This is a genomic window from Streptomyces kanamyceticus (genome assembly GCF_008704495.1).
GTDB classification, from domain to species: domain Bacteria; phylum Actinomycetota; class Actinomycetes; order Streptomycetales; family Streptomycetaceae; genus Streptomyces; species Streptomyces kanamyceticus.
This window is the reverse complement of sequence record NZ_CP023699.1, coordinates 8,640,459-8,661,558: the sequence shown is the minus strand read 5'-3', so window position 1 is coordinate 8,661,558 and position 21,100 is coordinate 8,640,459. Positions and strand designations below refer to the sequence as shown.

Annotated in this window: 14 protein-coding genes and 1 pseudogene; 3 read left to right on the top strand and 12 right to left on the bottom strand. The window is 67.0% G+C overall.

Features of this window, described 5'->3' with window-relative positions; genetic code table 11:
- Nucleotide 1 precedes the first annotated feature (1 nt).
- The 3 genes from CP970_RS37625 to CP970_RS37615 all read right to left on the bottom strand — a co-directional run bounded on the left by CP970_RS37625 (nt 2) and on the right by CP970_RS37615 (nt 7,078).
- Nucleotides 2–4,276, bottom strand: coding sequence for a LamG-like jellyroll fold domain-containing protein (locus tag CP970_RS37625; RefSeq protein WP_079043706.1), 4,275 nt, complete (start codon nt 4,274–4,276; stop codon nt 2–4).
- A gap of 530 nt (nt 4,277–4,806) precedes the next feature.
- The gene (locus tag CP970_RS37620) at nt 4,807–5,739 is read right to left on the bottom strand and encodes an NAD-dependent epimerase/dehydratase family protein (protein ID WP_055550528.1); all 933 of its coding nucleotides are present in this window, start codon (nt 5,737–5,739) and stop codon (nt 4,807–4,809) included.
- 37 nt (nt 5,740–5,776) lie between these two features.
- Entirely contained in the window at nt 5,777–7,078 is a 1,302-nt protein-coding gene (locus CP970_RS37615) for a nucleotide sugar dehydrogenase (RefSeq protein ID WP_055550530.1), read from the bottom strand.
- A gap of 332 nt (nt 7,079–7,410) precedes the next feature.
- Here CP970_RS37615 and metG point away from each other — a divergent pair, with 332 nt between their 5' ends.
- Entirely contained in the window at nt 7,411–9,132 is a 1,722-nt protein-coding gene (gene metG, locus CP970_RS37610) for a methionine--tRNA ligase (protein ID WP_055550532.1), read from the top strand.
- A 32-nt stretch (nt 9,133–9,164) separates the two neighbouring features.
- Here metG and CP970_RS37605 read toward each other — a convergent pair whose 3' ends face one another.
- The 7 genes and pseudogenes from CP970_RS37605 to CP970_RS46065 all read right to left on the bottom strand — a co-directional run.
- Complete coding sequence (locus CP970_RS37605; protein ID WP_055550534.1) at nt 9,165–9,803, bottom strand: histidine phosphatase family protein; 639 nt, start codon at nt 9,801–9,803, stop codon at nt 9,165–9,167.
- Between the two features lie 23 nt (nt 9,804–9,826).
- On the bottom strand, nt 9,827–10,381 hold the full coding sequence (locus tag CP970_RS37600) for an FkbM family methyltransferase (protein ID WP_055550536.1): 555 nt from the start codon (nt 10,379–10,381) through the stop codon (nt 9,827–9,829).
- Nucleotides 10,270–11,727, bottom strand: coding sequence for a hypothetical protein (locus CP970_RS37595; RefSeq protein ID WP_063806149.1), 1,458 nt, complete (start codon nt 11,725–11,727; stop codon nt 10,270–10,272). The genes CP970_RS37600 and CP970_RS37595 overlap by 112 nt, the downstream gene beginning before the upstream one ends.
- Nucleotides 11,728–11,940: 213 nt before the next feature.
- Nucleotides 11,941–13,083 carry a glycosyltransferase family protein gene (locus CP970_RS37590; RefSeq protein ID WP_055550538.1) on the bottom strand — a complete coding sequence of 381 codons (1,143 nt, stop codon included), beginning with the start codon at nt 13,081–13,083 and terminating at the stop codon, nt 11,941–11,943.
- A gap of 49 nt (nt 13,084–13,132) precedes the next feature.
- Entirely contained in the window at nt 13,133–14,458 is a 1,326-nt protein-coding gene (locus tag CP970_RS37585; protein WP_055550540.1) for a N,N-dimethylformamidase beta subunit family domain-containing protein, read from the bottom strand.
- Entirely contained in the window at nt 14,455–15,165 is a 711-nt protein-coding gene (locus CP970_RS45265) for a class I SAM-dependent methyltransferase (protein ID WP_055550542.1), read from the bottom strand. Before CP970_RS45265 ends, CP970_RS37585 begins: the two co-directional genes overlap by 4 nt.
- Before the next feature lie 171 nt (nt 15,166–15,336).
- Nucleotides 15,337–15,771, bottom strand: a pseudogene (locus CP970_RS46065) (ATP-binding protein); the annotation flags it as partial.
- A gap of 234 nt (nt 15,772–16,005) precedes the next feature.
- Between CP970_RS46065 and CP970_RS37575 the strand changes: the two are divergent.
- Together CP970_RS37575 and CP970_RS37570 are read left to right on the top strand one after the other, a co-directional pair.
- Nucleotides 16,006–17,469: a helix-turn-helix domain-containing protein gene (locus CP970_RS37575; protein WP_224058933.1), complete on the top strand. Its 1,464-nt coding sequence runs from the start codon at nt 16,006–16,008 to the stop codon at nt 17,467–17,469.
- Nucleotides 17,466–18,353 carry a phosphotransferase family protein gene (locus CP970_RS37570; RefSeq protein WP_055550546.1) on the top strand — a complete coding sequence of 296 codons (888 nt, stop codon included), beginning with the start codon at nt 17,466–17,468 and terminating at the stop codon, nt 18,351–18,353. Before CP970_RS37575 ends, CP970_RS37570 begins: the two co-directional genes overlap by 4 nt.
- A gap of 215 nt (nt 18,354–18,568) precedes the next feature.
- Here the strand turns inward: CP970_RS37570 and CP970_RS37565 are convergent, their stop codons facing one another.
- A complete protein-coding gene (locus tag CP970_RS37565) occupies nt 18,569–19,102 on the bottom strand; it encodes a GNAT family N-acetyltransferase (RefSeq protein WP_191095000.1) in 534 nt (177 codons plus the stop codon).
- Between the two features lie 190 nt (nt 19,103–19,292).
- Nucleotides 19,293–20,624 (bottom strand): hypothetical protein, encoded by a 1,332-nt coding sequence (locus tag CP970_RS37560; protein ID WP_055555519.1) that lies wholly within the window; start codon nt 20,622–20,624, stop codon nt 19,293–19,295.
- Between the last annotated feature and the right edge of the window lie 476 nt (nt 20,625–21,100).

Genomic DNA, 21,100 nt, shown 5'->3' with positions numbered 1-21,100 from the left:
GTCAGCTGCCGGCGGGTACGTCGGTGGGAAGGCCGAACAAGGAACCGGCCAGCTCGCTGACCTGGCTGTCGTTCAGGGCGCCTTGGAAGGTCCACACGTCGTCCACGGAACCGGCGAAGTACGAACCCGCGGCATCGCCCTTGGCCCTGCCGACCTGCAGGGACTTGGTGGCCTTGAAGGTCAGGGCGTTGTCGGCCCAGGCGATCAGGTCCTGGCAAGCGGCGTCGTCCGCGTCCCCGTTGCCGTCCGCGTCCCCGCACGCGACTTCCTGCAGGATCCCGTTGACGTAGAGGCGGGCTTCCTTGGCGAAGCCGTCGTAGACCACTGTGAGGTGGTTCCACACGCGGGCATCATCGAACTCAGTGCTGCCCACCTGGGTAACTACGGCGTCCGTACCATCCTTGGCTGGCAGAGTGAGCTCCCAACGACCAAGTCCTTCTGGGTCCTTGGCATCCGGGACGAAGCGGACCTCGAAGGCACTGCGGCTACTGCCCTCTCCACTGACCAAGGCCACGTCATGATCCGGTGTCGCCGCGGCCCGAGCCCAGGCCGCGACGGTGAAGCTGCCGCTGGTGTCGACGGGCATCGCGGAAGTGGCCGCGTACGCATCGGTGCCGTTCAGTTCCAGCCCCTGCAGGTCGATCATGCCCTCGCCGAGCCGCGCACCACCGTGCAGGCTCATCGGGCGCTTCTCGGACGAGGAGTCCGGCGTAGTGGCCGGGCTGCTCACGCTGCTCTCCTCGAAGTTCCAGCGGCCCTTGACCAGCGGACGCTGCTTGAACATCTGCTGGACTTCCTCGGCCGACACCGGCCGGTCAAGGAGACGCACGTCGTCAATGCTGCCCGGGAAGTGGTTCTTCACCTGGCCGCTGTAGCTGCCCGCGCCCAGGTACATGGACTGGTCCGCGTAGAACGCCCCGGCCAGCGGAACCGATCCAGCCTTGGCCCCGTTGACGTACAGCGTCAGGGTGTTGGCGACCGTGTCGTGCACACCCACCAGCTGCGCCCACTCCCCCACATAGGCGCTGGCGCCGTCCGGTTGCATGGCACGGATCGGGGTAGCGTCCGCCGCGTCAGCAGAGTACTGGTTGACCGCCCACCGGTTATAGGTGGAGGAGTAGTACAGCTCGAAGCCGGGGCGCTCTTTGCCCGCCTGCGCGGTGATGATCGCCGCGCCGTCTGGCTTCTTGTCCAGCTTGGCCCAGGCAGAGACGGTGAAGCTGCGTGAAGTGTTCAGGTGCGGACCGCTGGTCTGGCCGATCTTCGCGTAGCCGTCGGTGCCGTTGAACGTGGTGGCCTTGCCCGCGATGCCGGGGATGCCGGTGGTGACGCCGCCGTGGTACTTGGCAGGCAGCACCCCACCGTGTCCACCGATCTCAGTGGCATCCGCCGGCTCGTCCAGGTCGAAGACTGCCAGCGCGGGACGGCCCGGGTCGCCGATCGTCTGCTGCGCGTGCAACTTGTCGACCTCGTCCTGGGCCAGCGGCTTGTCGAACAGCTGCACCGCGTCGACCGCGCCCGGGAAGAAGGCCGCGGGGGCACCGCTGTACGAGGCGGCCCCAAGCTGCAGACCGCGACGAGCCTCCCACGGGCTGTCGTAAGCGGTCTGGCCGACCAGCTTGCCGTCGACGAACAGCTCCAGCACGTCGCGCGCCGAGTCGTAGGAGCCGATCAGGTGCGTCCACTTGTCGGCGACCACGCCGCCGGGCTTGTCCGCCATCGCGCGGGCGATCCCGGCGTCCGCGGTATCGGACTTGTACTGATTGAACGCCCAGCGGTCGTACGTCTTGGAGTAGTACAGCTCGAAACCCGGGCTGTGGTTGCCCGGCTGGGTGGCGATGACCGCCGCGCCCTCAGGCACCTTCGACAGCTTCACCCACGCTGAGACGGCGAACCCGCCACTGGTATTGACCACCGGTATGTCGGTCGAGGCGTAGCCGTCCGTGCCGTTGAACACCACAGCCGTATCCTTCACACCGGCCACGCCCGGCGTAGCGCCGCCGTGCAGCTGTGCGGTGCGAGACGGCGTCGATCCCTTGGCCTCACTCGCACCCTCGCCCTCATCCAGCTGCCAGGTCGCCCGCTCCGGCTGCCCCGCTTTGACCCGGTACTGGTAGGTGCGGATCTCACTCGGGTTGCCTGCTGAGTCAAAGGCCCTGACCGTGATGAAGTTCAGGCCTGGCTGCGATGGCAGCACCTTGGCGATCTTCGCCGCACCACCAGTTGTAGTGATCTTGTTCTTCGAGGTGGGGTCGTTGTTGATGCCGTACCAGTACGACGTCACGTCCTTGTCGGCGGCCTTCAGCTCGAATGACCCGTACTTGCCTACTCCGTCGTACCAGGGATCACTCGGATTCTCGGGGTCCGATGCCGGGTACTCACCTGAAGCAATTGAGGGCGCTTTGGGCACTTTGGTGTCGTAGATGAAGTAGCAGGCCTCCGGATTCCCGGCGTACGACCATGGCGAGTACTGCGCGCCGTCGTAGACACGCGCATACCAGTTGACCAGCTTGTTCACCGGAATCTTCGACGCTGGCAGGCTGATCGCAAAGCTGGAGCCGGACTTCTTCGCAGAGGAACGCTCCGGCTTCCAACTGCCGCCGTCCCACTTGGCCTGGAACTGGACCGACACACTGTCGCCGTCCGGGTCCTTCACGTCATTGGCGTAAATAGCCCCCATCGTGCTGACCCTCGCAGCGTTACCCGAGGCCTTGCACGTGCCGCCGAACTGCATCTTCAGCTGCGAGCTCTTGAGCTGCGCGGGCGCACGATTGTACTTCACCCGCAAAAATGCCTTGTCAGAGAACCGCTTCCAGGCATCGCGGTCAGTCTCGCTGGCAGCCTGGAGCCCGAAGGTCATCGTCTTGTCCCGGCTGTCCGCTGCATCCTGCACAGCCGACTTCACCGAGAACTCGGCGTCCTTCGCTGCGCAGCCCGAGTAGCCATGGGCGAACGACTCCGACTTCAGCTTCTTGGTCCAGAATCCGGAGGCGTTCTGCGAGTTCCATGTCGTGGACGACGAGATGTCCTTGGTCTGCCACAGCTCCACCGTGCGAGCCGAGCAGGATGCGGACCAGGTGTTACGGACCACGAACTCGGCCGACAGGATCGACTTGCCCGCGAATTTTGAGACCGGGATGCGGTAGAAGAGCCGCTTGGTGTCGTGCGGCTGGCAATAGTCCCAGTTGCAGTAGCCCATGCCCGCGTCACGGTCGCCATTGAACTTCCACTGCGGCGAGCCCGCCCAGTGCTTCGACGCCATCGTCCACGCCGACGCTCGCGGCGAATACCACTGCGGATCAATGAAGACCGGATACGTAGTGTCCTTGCCCTTCAGTACATCCGCGTCCGGCGTCAGCACCAGCTCTTTCCCGCCGTCAGGAACGTCCACCTCGACGGGCGCCAGCTTGCCGGACTCGCCCGCCGCAGGCTCATCCCCGGTCAGCGAGGCGCCCTTCCCGACGGCCGCGGCGGCACGGCCCTGCGCAGACTCCACACTCGGCGCCCCGTTGGCGCCCGTGCTGGAGTCCCACATCATCGGCTTCGGCGCCTCGAACACCGCGCCCCGAGCACCCTTGTCGACCGCCTGGAGCTCGCCCTGCGCCGTCTCCTTCACATCCATGCCGTCAGCCGCCAGCTTGAGCCGCAGCTCGGACAACTCCGAACTCTCAGCAGCCTTGGCCGACTTGACCACAAGCAGCTGCGTAAAGCCGTCCTCCTGGGCCCCCATCCGCAGATCGACGTCCGGAAGTACGTCGGCATAGGTTGCGGTCGCGCCGTCCAATTGCGGAGCGGGCAGCTTGCTGGGCCAGGACAACGCCAGCTTCCGGCCCGCCTTCGTCATGCGCACCAGCGGCTCGTCACCGCCACCGGAGAACTCAAGACCTACTGTGGCCGCCTTCGGCATAACTGCTCCATCGGCGGACTTCACCAGATCGGTGTCGACCGGCTTCCACTGGTCACCCACCCGGGTCCGCACCGGACGCAGGTATTCCCGCGCCTCTAGATTTCCGTCCGCCGTGGCGTAGGTGTCGCTGCTCTCGCTGCGCAGCGACGTCACCTCGACCGGATCACCCGTGCGCTTGGCTTCCGCCAATGCCGCCTCGGCACTTGCCTTTTCAACGGGGGACCCCCCGTCCGCAGACTTCACCGACGATGGCGTCGTCGGTGAACCAGCCGTTGCGGTCGCTGCGGAGACAAGTCCTCCCACGAGCGCCACACTCACCAGCCCTGCCGCAACCCCGACCCCGCCGCGCGAACGCTGGCGCCACCACATATCCCACCCTGGCCCATCACGAAGATGAAGATTCCCTTAATGAGGGAACCAAGTGGGGACTGTATGTAGCTGCCAAGTGGAGGACCAGGAGGACCACTTAGGGCATGCGGCACAAAACACACGCTGCAGTTGTGACTTCAGACACGGTTGCATCTGATGCCGCATCAACTTGATAACGTTCGGGATCGATTGGAATTCTCTAATAAGGCTGCATATTTGCGGGTAGCCGCTCCGCCTTCACGTCGACTCCCTCGCCAACCAACGCCCTTACTCATCGACGGATGCCTCCCGCCCACCGGCCTGCTCGCAGAAGGCGACACGGTCAAGCCACCGGACACCATGATTTCAGTCTCAGTAAGCGACTGTCTGTCGACGTACACCTTGCAGATCAGCTCCTGGACGGTGCCCCACAGACATACCGCGTCTGCCGATCCATCCGGATCCTCATCTCGCACCACCACACTGTGGTGCGGGTGCCCTCTCTGCCCGGGGCCGGGCGTCACCGCTGCCCCGGACGTGGACATCACGCCTCACCCCAACTCGCATAACCAGTCCGCAGCCCTCTGGACACCCTCTCGAAGCGACACACATCCAACTTCGGGAAAGGCAGTACGGAGACGCACAGAACTCGCCTGGGAATGCACGACATCGCCAGCACGAGGCGCCAGCCGCTCGGTGACTGTTCTGACACCGAGCGCAGTCTCAATCTCGGAGAGCAGCTCAAGGAGCGAGACCCGGGCACCGAAGGCGAGGTTCATCGGTCTGAAGGCAGTCACCCGCCGAAGAACGGCCTCAGTGAGGATGTCGCAGACCGTGCCGACGTACGTGAAGTCACGGGTCTGGGTGCCGTCGCCATGCAGTGGGATGGGTCGGCCCGCGAGTGCGGCGCTGATCCACTTCGGGATGACGGCGGCGTACGGATGGTCCGCACGCTGGCCGGGCCCGTAGACGTTGAAGAGACGGAAGGGCAGAACGGGCAAGCCGAAGCTGTGCTGGTAGGCGCCTAAGTAGGCCTCCGTTGTGAGCTTGCTGGCGGCGTACGGGCTCAGTGGGGCGGTCGGGAGGCCCTCGTGCTTGGGCAGGTTGGGGGTTGCCCCGTAAACCGAGGACGACGAGGCGGCGATCACGTGAAGGTCGCCGGCACGCCGGGCGGCTTCGAGTACGTGGAGGGTGCCGGTGGCGTTCGCATGATGGGTGGAGAGTGGGTCCTTGAGCGAGCGAGGGACTGAGGGCAGAGCGGCGAGGTGGACGGCCGCGTCGGCGCCCTGGAAGGCCTCGTCGAGAAGGTCGGGGTCCTGGACGTCGCCTTCGAAGAAGCGGACGGAGAGGTTGGTCAGGTTGTCCTTGTAGCCCGTGGACAGGTTGTCGATGATGCGGACTTCGGCAACCTCGGAGTGCCGGGTCAGCGAGCGGGCAAGGTTGCTGCCGATGAAGCCGGCGCCGCCAGTGATGACGATCTTCATGTACGTCTCCTTCACGGAGTTCGGGGGAATCGGGGGATCAGAGCGATTCGGTGTTGGCTCCGGTGAGCCGACGGCGACAGTCCAGGACGTACGGGGCGTGGGCGGTGATCGCGGAGTAGTCGAAGGCGTCGTGATCGGCCAGAAGGATCACCGCGTCGGATGACTTGAGGCACTCGGGGGTTACCTCGACACGCTGGACCGCTGTGAATCCGAACGGGTGTTGATAGGCGGGCACGTGCGGGTCCGCCGCCTTTACGTCCGCGCCCATGCTTATGAGCAGTTCCGCGACCCGTCTCGCCGGGGATTCCCGGATGTCGCCCGTATCGGCTTTGTACGCGAGGCCGAGCAGCAGGATGCGTGCGCCGTTGACCGGTGTTCTGCGCTCGTTGAGTCCTGCGGTCACTCGCTGGACCACATGGTCCGGCATGTGGTTGTTGACGTCGTTCGCAAGCTCGACGAACCGGATGGTACGGCCCAGCGTTCGCTGCACTCTCCACGAAAGGTACGAAGGGTCGATGGGCAGGCAGTGACCGCCGACACCCGGGCCTGGAGTGAAGGGCATGAACCCGAAGGGCTTCGTCGCCGCGGCATCGATGGCCGCCCAAATGTCGATGCCCAAGTCGTGGGAGAGCACCGCCAGTTCGTTGACCAGCGCGATGTTCACGTGGCGGAAGGTGTTCTCCAGCAGTTTTGTCAGCTCGGCCACTCGGCAGTCGGCGACGGGCACCACGGTCTCCACGAGGGAGGCGTAGAAGTGGTGCACTGCGGCCCGTGAGGCGGTGTCCACGCCCGAGACGACCTTGGGGGTGTTCTCCAGGGTCCAGGTGCGGTTCCCCGGGTCGATCCGCTCGGGGCTGTAGCCCAGGTGGAAGTCGGCCCCGGCCGTCAGACCGGAGACCCGCTCCAGGAGCGGCGCGAGGAGTTCCTCCGTCGTGCCGGGGTACGTGGTGGATTCCAGGACGACCGTCGCGCCCCGCCTGAGGTGGCGACCGAGCAGGCGGGCCGCGTCCTCGACATGTGACAGGTCCGGGGTCCCGTCCCGTAAGGGAGTGGGGACGGTGATCACGGCCACGTCGAAGTGGGCGCAGTCCGATGTCTCCACACTCGGGCAGTAGGCACCCGATGCCAGGAGGGGACGAAGGCGGCTCTCGGGGATGTCCTCGACGTACGACTCACCGATCATGAGCCGCTTGACGCGGTCCGCGTCGATGTCGTAGCCGACGACGAGGTGTCCGGCCTCGGCGGCGCGGACTGCGAGAGGGAGGCCGACGTATCCCTGGCCGACGACGACTACCCGCCGTGGTCGCAGGTCGGCATGTGCGGTTTCGAGTTCACGCATGATGATCGCCTTTCCGTCATGAGGTGGGTGCGAAGCGTGAGGACGAGAGGGTGCGGCGGAGTCGTAGAATGGGCTCCGCTTGGCCGTACGGGACTCGCTTGGCCGCCTGTCCTGTGCGGCCAAGCGTCTATTCGCAGGTGCTCGCGGTGCGGGAAAGCGCACGGCGAGAGGGCTTACCGCAGTTCGATACGATGACGACGGCCTGCAGACCGTTACGCCACGTTGCGTGACGCCCGGTGCGACCTCGGTGGCCGCGCCGGCTCAGGCCTCCCGACTTGGGCCCGCCGTGGCAGCGTCACCGGCGCCGTACGTACGAAATGGAGCATCCCAGGATGGCTCGACACCTGATCACCAGCGCGCTTCCCTACATCAACGGGATCAAGCACCTGGGCAACATGGTCGGGTCGATGCTTCCGGCGGATGTGTACTCCCGGTACCTCCGCCAGCGCGGCCACGACGTCCTCTACATCTGCGCCACCGACGAGCACGGCACGCCCGCCGAGCTGGCCGCCAAGGAGCGGGGGCTGCCGGTCGCCGAGTTCTGCGCGCAGGCGCACGACGCGCAGAAGGCCGTGTACGACGGCTTCGAGCTGGCCTTCGACTACTTCGGCCGCAGCTCCAGCCAGCAGAACCTGGAGATCACCCAGCACTTCGCGCGGAAGCTGAACGAGAACGGCTTCATCGAGGAGCGGGCGATCCGGCAGGTGTACTCCCCCGCCGACGGCCGCTTCCTCCCCGACCGCTATGTCGAGGGCACCTGCCCGCACTGCGGCTACGACAAGGCGCGCGGCGACCAGTGCGAAAACTGCACCCGCGTCCTCGACCCGACCGACCTGATCGACCCGCGGTCGGCCATCAGCGGCTCCACCGAGCTTGAGGTCCGCGAGACCAAGCACCTCTTCCTGCTGCAGTCGAAGTTGCAGGGCGAAGTCGAGGCGTGGATCGACGAGGTCGGTGACGAGTGGCCGCAGCTCTCCTCGTCCATCGCCCGCAAGTGGCTCACCGAAGGCCTCCACGACCGCGCGATCACCCGCGACCTGGACTGGGGCGTGCCGGTACCGGCCGACACCTGGCCCGAGCTCGCGGCCGATGGCAAGGTCTTCTACGTCTGGTTTGACGCCCCGATCGAGTACATCGGTGCGACGAAGGAATGGTCGGACGCCGCCTCGGACGGTGAGACCCGGGACTGGAAGTCGTGGTGGTACGAGGCCGACGACGTCCGGTACACGGAGTTCATGGCGAAGGACAACGTCCCCTTCCACACGGTGATGTTCCCGGCCACCCAGCTCGGTGTACGCGAGCCGTGGAAGAGGGTCGACTTCGTCAAGGGCTTCAACTGGCTGACGTACTACGGCGGCAAGTTCTCCACCTCCCAGAAGCGCGGCGTGTTCACCGACCAGGCCCTGGAGACCCTGCCCGCCGACTACTGGCGCTACTTCCTCATCGCCAACGCCCCCGAGTCCGACGACTCCTCCTTCACCTGGGAGCACTTCGCCGCCACGGTCAACAAGGACCTGGCCGACACCCTCGGCAACTTCGTCAACCGCGTGCTGTCCTTCTCCCGGAAGCGCTTCGGCGACGAGGTCCCGGCCGGGCACACGGCCGGGGAGGCGGAGGCGAAGCTGGGCGAGGAGATCGCGCGGCTGCTCACCGAGTACGAGGCGCAGATGGAGGCCCTCCAGTTCCGCAAGGCCGCGGCCGCGCTGCGAGCCCTGTGGTCGGCGGGCAACTCCTACCTGGAGGAGAAGGCCCCGTGGCTGGAGATCAAGACCGACCCTGACGGCGCCGCGCTGACCCTGCGTACGGCGATGAACCTCATCCACCTGTACGCGGTCATCTCCGAGCCGTTCATCCCGGCGTCCGCGAAGGCCATGCGCTCGGCCTTCGCTCTGGACGGCGACACCGCGACCTGGGTGAGTGCCGAGCAGGCCAAGGCCTTGGACACGGTTCCGGCCGGTACCGCCTTCACGGTTCCCCCGGTCCTCTTCGCAAAGATCAGCGAGGAAGACCTGGAGTCCTACCGCGAGCGCTTCGGCGGCGAGGCATCCGCCTGACCTACGTCTCTGTGCCCGTGCCGCCCGTTTCCTCATCGGGCGGCACGGTCCGTGAGCTGCCCGAGCAACTGGTTCGGGGCAGTGTTCATGCAGCGGATGTGCGGAATGCCGTCGATCACTTCGACCCACGTCGTGTCGGCCGATCCCGGCACGAGGTCGAGGTAGCGGTCGAAGCTGTGCCCGGTGAGGTGCAGCAGGAGGCAGGCGATGCCGCCTCCGTGGCCCACAAGGACCGTGGTCTGGGCGGAAGTTGAAGCGATCTCCCTCCACAGGTTCACGTAGCGGGCCTGTACGTCCTCCGAGGATTCCCCGTTCGGTGTGCGGAGTTGATGGACGGGTACGCCGACGCGCGCGGCTTCTGCCATCGCCGTCTCGCGTGGCTGGCCACCTAGGTGGCCGCTGTCCTTGGCCGCGAGTCGCCGGTCTGTGCGGGTGCTGAATGGCGCGACTGTCTGGGACAGGACATCGGCGGATGCTCGGCATCGCGGCATGGGGCTGACAAGCATCTGGTCCGCCACGATGCGGGATTCGGCAAAGGCCGTACCGACCTGGCGAAGGTCGTGGGCGCCGCGCTGACTCAACGTTCCGCCGACGGCCTGCCCTTGGTGAATGCCGAGGCGGTTCTCCTCGGTCTCTCCGTGCTTGATCAAGAAGATGTGCTGGACTCGCATGGCGGTCGCTCCTCCCGGCTGCGTCAGTCCCAGTCGCGCACGTCAGTGTGGGCGGACACGGCATCGACGAGCTTGTCGTGGTCGGTCCGCCGCATCGCGGGAAAGCGGTCGTGGTGCCACTCGACGTACAGGGTCGAGATCAGTCCGACGGTGCCGTCGGCGAGCATTTTGGTGAGCACGGGGTACTCGGCGCCCTCGATGTCCATCTTCACGACGACGTGATCGTCAGGGGTCGCGGTGCGGCGCAGCCAAGCGCTGAAGTCGAGTGCGGGCACCTGCACCGGGGCGTCGTAGTCGATCTGCTGGTCGTAGACGGGAGGAACGACCTTGCCGGGCATCACGGTGGAGCTCTCGTGGTGGCCGAGATAGAGGTCGATCGTTCCGTTGTGAGTCCAGGCCGCCGAGTTCAAGATCTCGACGGGAGCCGTGCTCTGGGTGCTCGCCACCTGGTCGTGGATGAACGGGATCAGTTCCGCGTTGGGTTCGAGGGCGTAGAAGGCGTAGTCCGGAAGGTCACGGATGAAGCGGCCGAGGATGACTCCGAGGTTGGCTCCGCAGTCGATGAAGATGTTCCGCATGGGTGGCTTCCTTGGGTGGAGGTCGGTGGAGTGGGGTCTACTTCGATCTCCTGCACGACGCGGTCGGCGAGCAGGGCGAAGTCGCTCGTGGAGGAGCGGTAGCAGCGCTCCTGGTAGCGGATCGTGATGCGGCGGACCGTTTCTTCACCGCGGTACGGCGGGAGATCGCCCCAGTAGTAGAGCTGGCCGCCGGGCGCCTTGAAGCAGCGCAGCCAACGCGGCAATGGCCCCTTGGGCACACCTGAGTTGAGGCGGTTGAACATGGCCGCGAGGAAGGTGGCGTGGCGGCGCGCCAAGCGCTCGTCCTTCTGCTTCGTGCCGTACTGCTGCTTGAGTACGCGCAACTCCCCTTGGTCGCCATCCGCCTTCGCGAGACGATCCCGCAGGGTGCCGTCCCAGACGATGCCGAGGTGGCCGTGGAGTACGGGCTCCTTGGTGAGGAAGTAGCCCTCCACACGGCCGAATTCGCGTTCGTAGGGGCACATGAAGTTGTTGTAGATGCCTCGTCGCGCACCGGAGGCCGTCTCGACCTCCCAGTGCACGCGCGCCGTGAAGGGCGTGTCCCACCAGGCCAGATGCCAGGGCTGCCACAGCAGGTCGGTCACGCTCAGGACAATGACGAGCGACGCGAACGCGGCGACCGGCCATCCGAAAGCCGGGATGTACGTGCTGGGCAGCGTGGAGACGACGATCGCGAAGGCCGCGTTGCTGGCGATGTTCTCCCAGAAGAGGATCCCGCTGCCCACAGCGACAGCGAGGTTGAACAGCACGGTGGCTGCCAGCGCAGCGACGAGCAGTCGCCGGTCGAGGAAAGCGATCAAGCCTGCCGCCTCGACGGCGAGGGTGAGGAAGTTGAGTGGACGGTTCAGCTTGGATACCGGGCCGAGCAGGCGTTCCACGGTCTCGGCGCGAAGGAACCGGGCCCAGCCCCAGCAGTACGCCGAAGCCATAAGGTAGTGGGTGTGGTTCTCCCACGCCCAAGACCAAGGTCGTGGGCCGAGTCGGAGCTTGCTCCAGGCTGGCTTCACGTAGTGCGAGAGGGAGACGCATCCGAGCACGAGCAGCAGGGCGCTGCGGCTCACCGCCGGGGCGAAGGCCATGCTCGCGGGCAGCCATGCGACGTATGCCTTGATCAGTCTCAGGGGCATCATCGCGTGGTGCTTCCAACCACGTAGGCGCCCGCAGTACTGCGCAAGCCAGAGCAGAAGCACCGGAGACCACAGCCCGGCCAGGAGTGCCAACGCGAGGAGGACGAGCTTGTCGCGACGCTGGGGCGGGATGGGCTGGGTGACGTCGTAGTCGCTGGTGGAGCCCTGCCAGGTGAGGAGTACGACGGCCGTCGTCACAACCCATCCGAGCGGACCAGGCCCCAAGAACTTATGCCCCAGGACCACAGGCACCAGAACGATGCCGACGGCAGTTGCGTACCGCCATGGCGTGGGCCGGGCCGACAGTCCACGGACGGTGGGCGAGACCACGTACCGGTAGCAGAGCAGGGTGGTGGCCAGGGCTGCGGCTAGGCGTATGGAGTCGGTGTGCCGCGATATACCCACGGCCGACTACCGCACGGCCGCGAGGGGAGTCGGTCTCTCGTCCGGAGCGTGTGATTCGAGGTAGGTGGCGATGCGCTCGCGTGGATCGCTCCGGAGGTGGGCGTCGCGGTGGCGTTCCACGTTGTCCCGGAGTTCACCGATGCGGTTGAGGAAGTCGAGGACTTGGCCGGGCTCGATGTGGGGCGCGGTGGTGCCGAGTTCCGCCTGGTCGACCGTGGTGGCGCACCAGTGCTGGTCGTAGGTCGGCAGGGGCACCAGGTGCACGGGCTTCCCCAGCGCGAATGCCTCACTGATGAGGTTGAACCCGGCGTTGGAGAAGACGGCTTCGGAACGTGCCAGGTCGGCCAGGAATGCCTCCCGGCCGAAGGGACGGATCTCGATGCTGTCGTCAGCGAACGGGCGCAGGTTGCTGATCTCGGAGGGTTGGGCGTACACGCGCAGCGTTCGTTCCGGGATGTGATCGCGGAAGGTCTGTGCGAGGACGCGGACGCTGTCCTCCGGGCCATGGCCGAAGTAGCGGGAGAAGTACGCCGTGGCCAGCGGTTCGGTGCGGACTAGGGCCCGTCGCACTGCATCTGGCACCACCGGGGCGATGAACTCCAGGGCCGGATCCTCAGTGTGCAGCGGTGTGAAGGAGCAGATGAAGGAGCGGTCGGCGCGGGGCGTGAAGTAGCGCAGGCGCTGTTCCTCGGCTGTGCGGGCCAAGTGGCCCAGGCGTGGCAGGTCGAGGTGACGGTACTTGCTCTGCTGGTCTATGGAGATCAGCGGTCTGCCGAAGTGGTACGCGAGGCGTGAGGAGTTGGGCTCGTAGTCGGTGATGAAGACGTCCGGCACGCCGTCGGCCTCGATGGCTCGGCGAAGGCGCAGATGCTGGGCCAGACCGCCTGGCAGGCGCGACAAGTTGGTGCGGATCGCGTCGGTGGGGTGGATGCGGTCGCCGCGAGCCAGCAGCGCGGGCATCCAGGCATCCGCGGCGCGAAAGCCCAGATCGCGGAAGTACGCGACTCGCTCGGGACCGTTTGTGACGATGCGTATCTCGTGGCCCCGGTCGCGTAAGTACTGGGCGATGACGCTTTGCCTTACGGAGTGGCCCATGCCGATGCCGTTGACGCCGATGAGGATGCGGAGCGGACGGTAGGAAATGGACATGCCGGTCCCTTCTGTATTCCGGGGAACTGTGCTCAAGGAGCTTCCGCACTCAGGAGAGGCGGCGGAGGACGTTGCGAGTGATCGCCGCGATGGTGGGGTTCGTGGCGAGACCCCGTGCCCAGTCCGTCGTGGCCGCGGTGAACACCGTGCCGCGGCTGCTGTAGAGGCCGAGCGTGGCCGCGCGGGGGCTGGCGGTCGGTTCACGGGCGGCGACGTTCCAGGTGTCGTCGGGGAGTTGGGCGATCCCGAGGATGCTGAAGTTCCGCGGGGTACCGTCCTCGCCCGTCGGATGAGGCCGCCCCCGAGCGTCGGTCGTGTACGCCGCGCCGTCGCATTCGTATCCGACGAGCGCGTCGTCGATACCGAACACGTCGCCACGCTTGAGCCCTGTCCCGTCAAATATCCAGTGGCTGGGGTCCATGACGGTGAATCCGAGCGGCTCGCGGTGCCCGTCCCAGTGGCCGCCTCCGCCTCGGTAGCTGACGCCGAGGAGCGTGTTCTCGGGGTCGGTCTCCCACCAGTGGTCCGGGCATCCGTGTGCGCTGTCCGGGTCGACGCCATGTTGGACCGCCGCTGGTGGGAACTTGTCACAGGCGAGAGCCGTGGCCTCGTCGGTGAGCCTCACACGCCACCAGCAGGTGTTCGCGCCGAAGTTGGCGATGTTGCCGCCCGCGTCACGGAAGGCGGTGATGCGGCTACGGGTCTCGGCGGTCCAGTACTCGTCGTGTCCCGCGGACAGCAGGAGTCGATGTCCGTGGTCGAGGTGGCGGCCTTCGTGCAGATCCAGGTCCGTGCAGAAGTCCGCCTCGAAGCCGTTCTGCTCCATCCAGGCGATGAAGCGCGCGTCCCAGTGGGCGAAGGTCTGCCGGGGAGAGTGGGGGTCGTATGGGTCGGGCAGTCCCTTGACCGGGCCGCCCACGCCTCCTCCCGGTCGTCGCAGCGTGACCTGTCCTGAGCTGTAGAGGCTGCCGCCACCTGCGGTGTTGTACGCCTGATAGGTGAAGGTGGGGATCTTGTACAGGATGCCGCGGCCCGTCGGAGTCCCCGGAGTGACGACGAACAGCAGCCTGCCCTCGCGGGCGTCCAGGGCCGACGCTCCGTCGTCGCAGGGTTGAGCCCGAAGCACAGCCACGTACACACCAGAGGGCCAGTCCGACGGAATCGGGAAGTCGTACGCGGGCCACCTCCAATCCGCGCCGTGCTGACCCGGCGGGGCCGCGGCGCCAGTCCAGGCCGCGCTGCCCGCGTGCTGGATGGATCCGCCCCAGCGATAGAAGTCGACGTACACGCGCGGGGTCGAGGAGGCGATATGGAGGCGGATCGCTTCTCCTGCCCGGACGCTGGAGCGCGCCGGGTAGCCATGGATAGCAGTCATGTCTGCCCTGCTCCTACCGTTCCTACCGCTCCTACGGGATGGGCGACGCCACAGAAGTGGTACGAGTCGAGATCGCGGATCACGGACTCCCAGCCGAGGGAGTGCAGTTGACCGACCAGGTCGGAGGCTTCGTAGAACACCTTGACCGCTGTGTGCTCCGTCCCGTCGGCCAGACGCCGCCGCACGGTCGGCACCCCGGGGTGGGATTGCGTTCGTTCCTCGATCGCGGCTTTCGCGAGGGAGTCGTCGAGGAAGACGGCGCGGCCGCCCGGCTTCAGCGCGGAGCGCACCATGCCCCAGAACGCCGCGAAGCGCGGAGGCGGCACATGGCTGAGCCAGAAGGCGAAGAAGACCGTGTCGTACTGGTCCTCGGGCGCCCAGTCGAAGAGGTCCGCCGTGATGAAGCGCGTGTCGACTTCCGACACCCTGGACCGGGCGATGGCGATCATCTCCGGCGCGGCGTCCACTGCCGTGACCGTGCGTGCCCGGTCGACGAGCTGCTGGGTCCACTGGCCCGTACCACAGGCCAGCTCCAGCACATCGCCGTGGATGGGCAGTTGAGCGATCGATCGGGAGAGATGAGGCATGGGCATGCGGTCGGCGTATGTGTCGTCGTACTCGCTCGCGCGTGCTCTGTAGTACGTGACCTGCTGCTGGGAACAGTCGTCCCCAGGGTCGGGAGTCTTGGTGGTCTGCGGTTGGTGCATGCAGCTCTCCTCGGTATGGCGGTTCAGTGGTTCCGCTGTATGGCGGTTCAGTAGTTCCGTGCTTCGTGCCGGGTGGTCTCGGCGGCTTGGATCGGCGCGCGGAGCCCGGCTCTCCCCCGGTGGGGGTGCGAAGGCATCACTCGACTCATCCGGCTCATCCGGCACTTCCGCCCACACCGTCTTGGCCGATTCGCCGATGAAGGTCACTCCCCAGTCCCGGGCCAGCGCCTTGACGATCCACAGTCCGCGGCCGGTCATGTCTTCCTCCACGGGCTCACGCACACGTGGCATGTCACCGCCGCTCCCGCCCTGGTCACTGATCTCCACTCGAACGACAGCCCCCGCGCGATACAGACCCACGCGGATCGGCCCGCGCCCATGGACCAGGGCGTTACCTACGAGCTCCGCGACCACGGACACCACGTCCGAAGCCGGGGCGCCCCATCCCTCCAGGGCCTTGCGCACCAGACGGCGGGCCGCCGCGCTGGACTCAAGCTGAGCGGGGAGCTCCCATTCGTGGCCTTGGCGTGCCGGATCTGCTCGGCGGCCACTACGGCCGCCGCCCGCCGCGCCGTACGGCTCGGAACTGACGACGGAACCTCTCATCAGGGACTCGTAGTACTTCACCGTCGTGCTCCTCTCCGAACCGCACGGCCGCCTCCCGGGTGGCCGGCGACAAGGTCGTGCTTCGTGGGGTGCACGACAGAGTGGCGATCGGCTGGCGCTCGCGCACATCTCCGCGCGAATAAAGGGAGTTGCGCTGCAATATGGCGGCCGCAATGCCAGCATGAACGGGGAGATCACCCTCTCGTCAACGGAGCCGAAAGGGGCTGCGACGTGGTGAGCGAGCGCCGGTGCCGCACCTGCGAATGCCTGCTCAGCCGCTACAACACCGGCGCGGTTGATCTCTGCGGCCCCTGCGCCCGCGAGCATCCGCCCGCCGCAGCCGAAGCCCCCTCCGTACCAGCGCACGTCTGGTCGGACAGCGGCATCCAAGAGGCCCTGAATGCCCTGGACTTCGGGCGCCTCAGTCAGCTCGTACGACGACGCTCGGGATTACGCCAGGACGACCTCGCTCGCATCACCGGCCTGAGTCAGGGCTACCTCTCCCAACTCGAATCCGGCACCCGCAGGCTGACCCACCTGGACAAGTCGCAGGCGTTCCTGGAGGCCTTGAACGTCCCGACGGCCCTCCGCCCCATCGCCGCACCCGAAACCGTCAACGGCGCACATCGCGCGACCGAAACCACAAGTCACCAGCGGACCGCCCCTGACCCGGCTCCCGATCTGAACGCCCTGGCCGCGGACGCCGCAGCCACCTCAGGCGCCTTCGCCGACCTGATCGCCCCCACCAACATCGATGCGAACGCCCTCGAAGAACTCAGCTTCACGCTGGCCCGGATAGCGACCGACTACGTACACGCGCCGCTCTTCCCGCTCTTCACCGAGCTGATCTCTGTACGGGACCAGCTCTTCTCGAAGCTCCAGGGGCGTCAACGCCCCCAACAGAGCCGCGAGTTGTTCATGCTCGCCGGCACGACCTGCCTGCTACTGGCCCACGCCTCCCAGAACCTCGGGGACCAAGCTTCGGCAATGACGCAGATCCGCACCGCCCGAACCTGCGCGGAGCAGGCCGACCACACCGGTCTGCTCGCCTGGACCCTGGGCACCGCCGCCCTGATCACGGAGTGGTCCCCGCAGGGCCGCATGTCACTCAGACTCGCGGAACAGGCCGCCACGCTCGCCCCACCGGGAGAGTCCCGCATCCGCATAGCCGCCATCGAGGCCCGCACCGCGGCGCGCATCGGAGACCACGAACGCGCCCGCACCGCGCTCGACCGCATGCGGCGCGCCATGGACGAGCCGCCGCGCGATGACGACCTCGTGCAGTACGGCGGCCTGCTGACGTTCCCGCGAGCCAAGCAGGACTACTACCTCGGCGGCACCTACACACTCCTCGGCGAGCACCAGCAGGCCCAGCAGCACGCCGCGACAGCGATTGAGGCCTACCGCACGGGTCCACACGAGGAACGTTCGTACGGCGACGAAGCCCTGGCCCAACTGGACCTGATCACGATCGGCATCCACCAAGGCGACCTAGACGAAGCCCTCGCCGGACTGCACCACATCCTGAACCTGCCGCCCGAGATGCGCATTCGCCAACTCGGCAACGCCATGGATCGGCTCGGCACTCTCGTGCGCCGCCCCGAGCTGAAGCGCAGCCGAGCGGCAGGCGAACTCGCTGACCTGATTCGCGGCTACCAAGTCATCGACGGAGGAACCGCGCTACCGTCGGGGCGATGACCACGACATCTCTCGCCACCGAAGATGCCGCCCGGCAGGCCTGCGCCAAGCTGGACCTGCCCGCACGAGGCCTCACCCCCGTACGGGCCCACGCCACCTCCGTCTACGCCCTGCCCGCCGCCCAGGCAATCATCCGAGTCAGCCGGGCGGACCAGCACGAACACATATCCCGAGCTGTCACCCTGACCCGCTGGCTGGACGAGCACGACGTCCCCGTCACACAGCCCCTCGACGTCCCCCAGCCCGTCACCGTGCACGGCTTCACGGTCAGCTTCTGGCACCACTACCCGCAGCCGGTTGGCGCCCCAGCACCGCACCCCGAACACCTGGCACGGATCCTCCGCCGAGTCCACGCCTTGCCGCCACCGCCCTGCACACTGCCCGTGTACGAGCCGCTGTCGTCCCTGCGGACGACGGTCCGCGCCAGCACATCGCTCTCCCCCGACGACCGCTCCTGGCTGCTCGACCGCGCCGAGGAGCTGTTGGCGACGTACGCGGATCTGAACTTCCCGCTGGGCCACGGCTTGATCCACGGGGACGCCTACCCCGGCAACACCCTGTGGGACGACAAGGACTCACTGGCACGCCTCGGCGACTGGGACGAGGCCGCCTACGGTCCGCGCGAGCTGGACCTCGCGAACACCTTCCAGGGGGTGCGCTTCGGCCGCACTGCCGCCCAGCTCCGAGCGTTCTCGGCGGCGTACGGCTACGGCCTCGCCCAGTGGCCTGGCACCGCCACGCTGGTCGCAATCCGGGACCTGCATACTCTGGGGTCCTTCGTTCGCCGGGCAGATCGTGGGGATGCGGAAGCGTCGGCTCAACTTGCCTACCGGCTGCGCACGTTGCGGACGGAAGATGCAGCGGCCAGCTGGGACAGTCATTGAACTGAAGGCATCAGAGCTCCTGGGAGTGCCCCCAGCCGCTCGGCCCGGTCCGGCTCCCGCGACGCCTCCCAACGTGGCGCCAACTCAACAACCAGCTCGGCGAAGTGTGAGCGTGTCACACCAGTGAAGGCAGGATGGGACAGGGCGACACGATCCAGGGCAACAGTCACGTCTCCCGATCGTGCCACCCGACCCTGACATTGCGTCAGTTCCGCTCAGAAGCCGTGCGCTACGAGCTTCAGTCGCAGCCGGACGTAGTCATGGTCCAGCGGTCCTGGACGGCGCGCTCCATCCGGCCGCCACCCGTTTCGGGCGTAGAAGCGCTGCGCACGGGTGTTGGACGCCCAGCACTCCAGCACGCCTTCGGCGCAGCCTGCGGCCGTAGCCAACGCGACGAACTCCCGCTGCAGGGCCCCACCCACCCCGCGCCCCCAGGCATGAGCTAGTACCCCGATCTGGTACAGCTCGTAGCACATTGAGGCGTCCAGGTCTTCGTGGTGCGGTGGCCCGGCAGTGAGCAGCCCGACCACCGCCCCGTCCAAGCCCTCCACGACCAGCGTGGCGCGCGCCGGCGCGGCCAGCACCCGCGCCCAGGCATCGCGCCGTTCTCCGCATGCACTCGGGTCGTCGAGTTCCTCCTCGGGCATGCCGCCCGCGGTATAGTACGCGGTCCGGGTCCGGGTGTGCACGTCGGCAAGGACGTCGGCGTCCTCGGCGGTCGCCTCACGCAGTCGGAAGCCTTGATCCATGCCCCTCTGGACGCCTGCACCCGCTCGACTGGTTCCCCCACGGGTCTCCATAAGCGCCAGGCCTGACTCGTGGTGGTGGACCCGCCGCGATCCTCACCACGAGACACCAGGCTGCCATCCCGACAGCAAGATCGGTCAGAGGGCATGACTCACCTCCCGCCAGGATCGCCCCAGCCGCGTAAGCGGCCTGTCACCGTTGGCGACGCAGTGAGATCCGTACGTTCTTGTCGTCGTCACGGGTAAGGAAGAGACCTGAGCCGTTCACGCTGGTTTGGAAGGGAACGTCGGCGCCGACACCGAGGGCCTTCGGCTTGCCGGTGGGAGTGGTGAGGTCGGCCTGGGCAATGACCGGCTCGGCATCGCTGGTCGCGGAGTCCTCGTCGACCACGCCGTAGGCGGTGCCGTCGTCCTGGATGGAGCTGAGCAGGATCGTCTTGCGGTCGCCGTCGCTCTGCAGGCAGATTCCCTTCTTCCGCTTCAGGTCGAAGGCGACGGGCCCTGCGGCGAGGTAGCGGCCGGAGGGCGAGGTGATCACCGGGTAGTCACGGGTGGCGCCGGATTCGAGTACGCCGGAGTCCGTCGTGCCCTTGTACGCGCAAGCCATGCTGGCCTTCAACTCGCCCGTACGCAGATCATGCACCGACCACATCGGGGCGACGTCCGCTCCGTACGTCCCGCCCCGCTCCCACGTGGCCAGGAAGAAGCCGTCGGTGACGCCGTACACCTCACCATTGGGCGAGTCGAGGACACCGGTCTCCGCCGCGACCCCGGCAGGGCGCACGTCGTCGCTGAACCAACGCCTCGGCACTCCGAAACCGCCCCCGCCCATCGCCACCAGTGGCCCATCCGCGCCGACCGCCATGACCCGGCTGTTGGAGCAACCCACCGCTTCCTCGCACTGGGGCAGCAGCTGGCCGGGTTCCTTATAAGCGGTGACCTTCCCAGTGACCACATCCACCGCGTGCGAAGACTCCGGGTACATGCCCTCCTCGCCCCAGCCGACCAGCAACCGTCCACCGTGCGAGCCGACTTGGACCTCACCAGGGTCGGCGGACACCGGCACGTCGATCTCCCGCAGCGGCTTCACCGCGGAGCCCGAGGCGCCCGCCGCATACACCGCGAGACGGACCACCTCCGCGCCCTCGTGCAGGTCGTCCTTGCCACGCATCCCGTGCGCATACGCAACGACATAGCCGCGCCCGTCCTGCTCCACGCCCACCACATCGGGGATCTCCGCGGCCTCCCCGGCGTCCGGGTCACCCGCGGCACCCTCCACCGGGGTCGGCGGGTTCCACGGGGCCGAACTCCATCGCACCTGACCGCTGCGGGCGTCCCTGGCCTTCACCGTGTAGCCGTCGGACGCCGCGTACATCATGGCAACGGACTCCGAACGCGGCACCACCGTCACGGGCAGCGTACCCACCGAATCCGGCACCCAGTTCAAGGTCTCGTCCCAGCCCTTGGCCCCGTCGTACGCCGCCGGTACGGACAGCTTGGCCAGCGGCTTCGCCGCGGAGTTCACCTCAGGGCCGCCACTTTTATCCTTGCCGTCAGAGCTGCCCGAGTCTGTGCAGCCAGCCACCAAGGTGGCCGCCACCACGACCCCGAGCATCGTTCTTGCCGCCCGCATCTCCCGCACCCCTCCCCGACGATCAACGTGTGCGGAGGTTATCAACTGCCACGCCTGGCCCAGGAGTTGCGACGGGTGCCTTCACCTTCGCCGTTGGGCTCACGCCCTCGCGCACCGCCGGGTCGTGGCACATGGTTCCGGCCAGCTCACAGACCGGGACGCGTCCGCCTCTCCGCCGTCACCCCGCGCCATGGCCGGACCGGTCCAGGTCGGCTGGACTTCCGGCTGCACGGATCCCAACGGTCGTGGGCTGAATCACGCCACGTAGCCGCCAATCATGTTGCGCCTGCAACGCATTAAGGGAGAATATGTTCGATACACTACGTGGCGTGAGTGGCGTATGTGGTTTCCGTGATGAGGGAACTTCC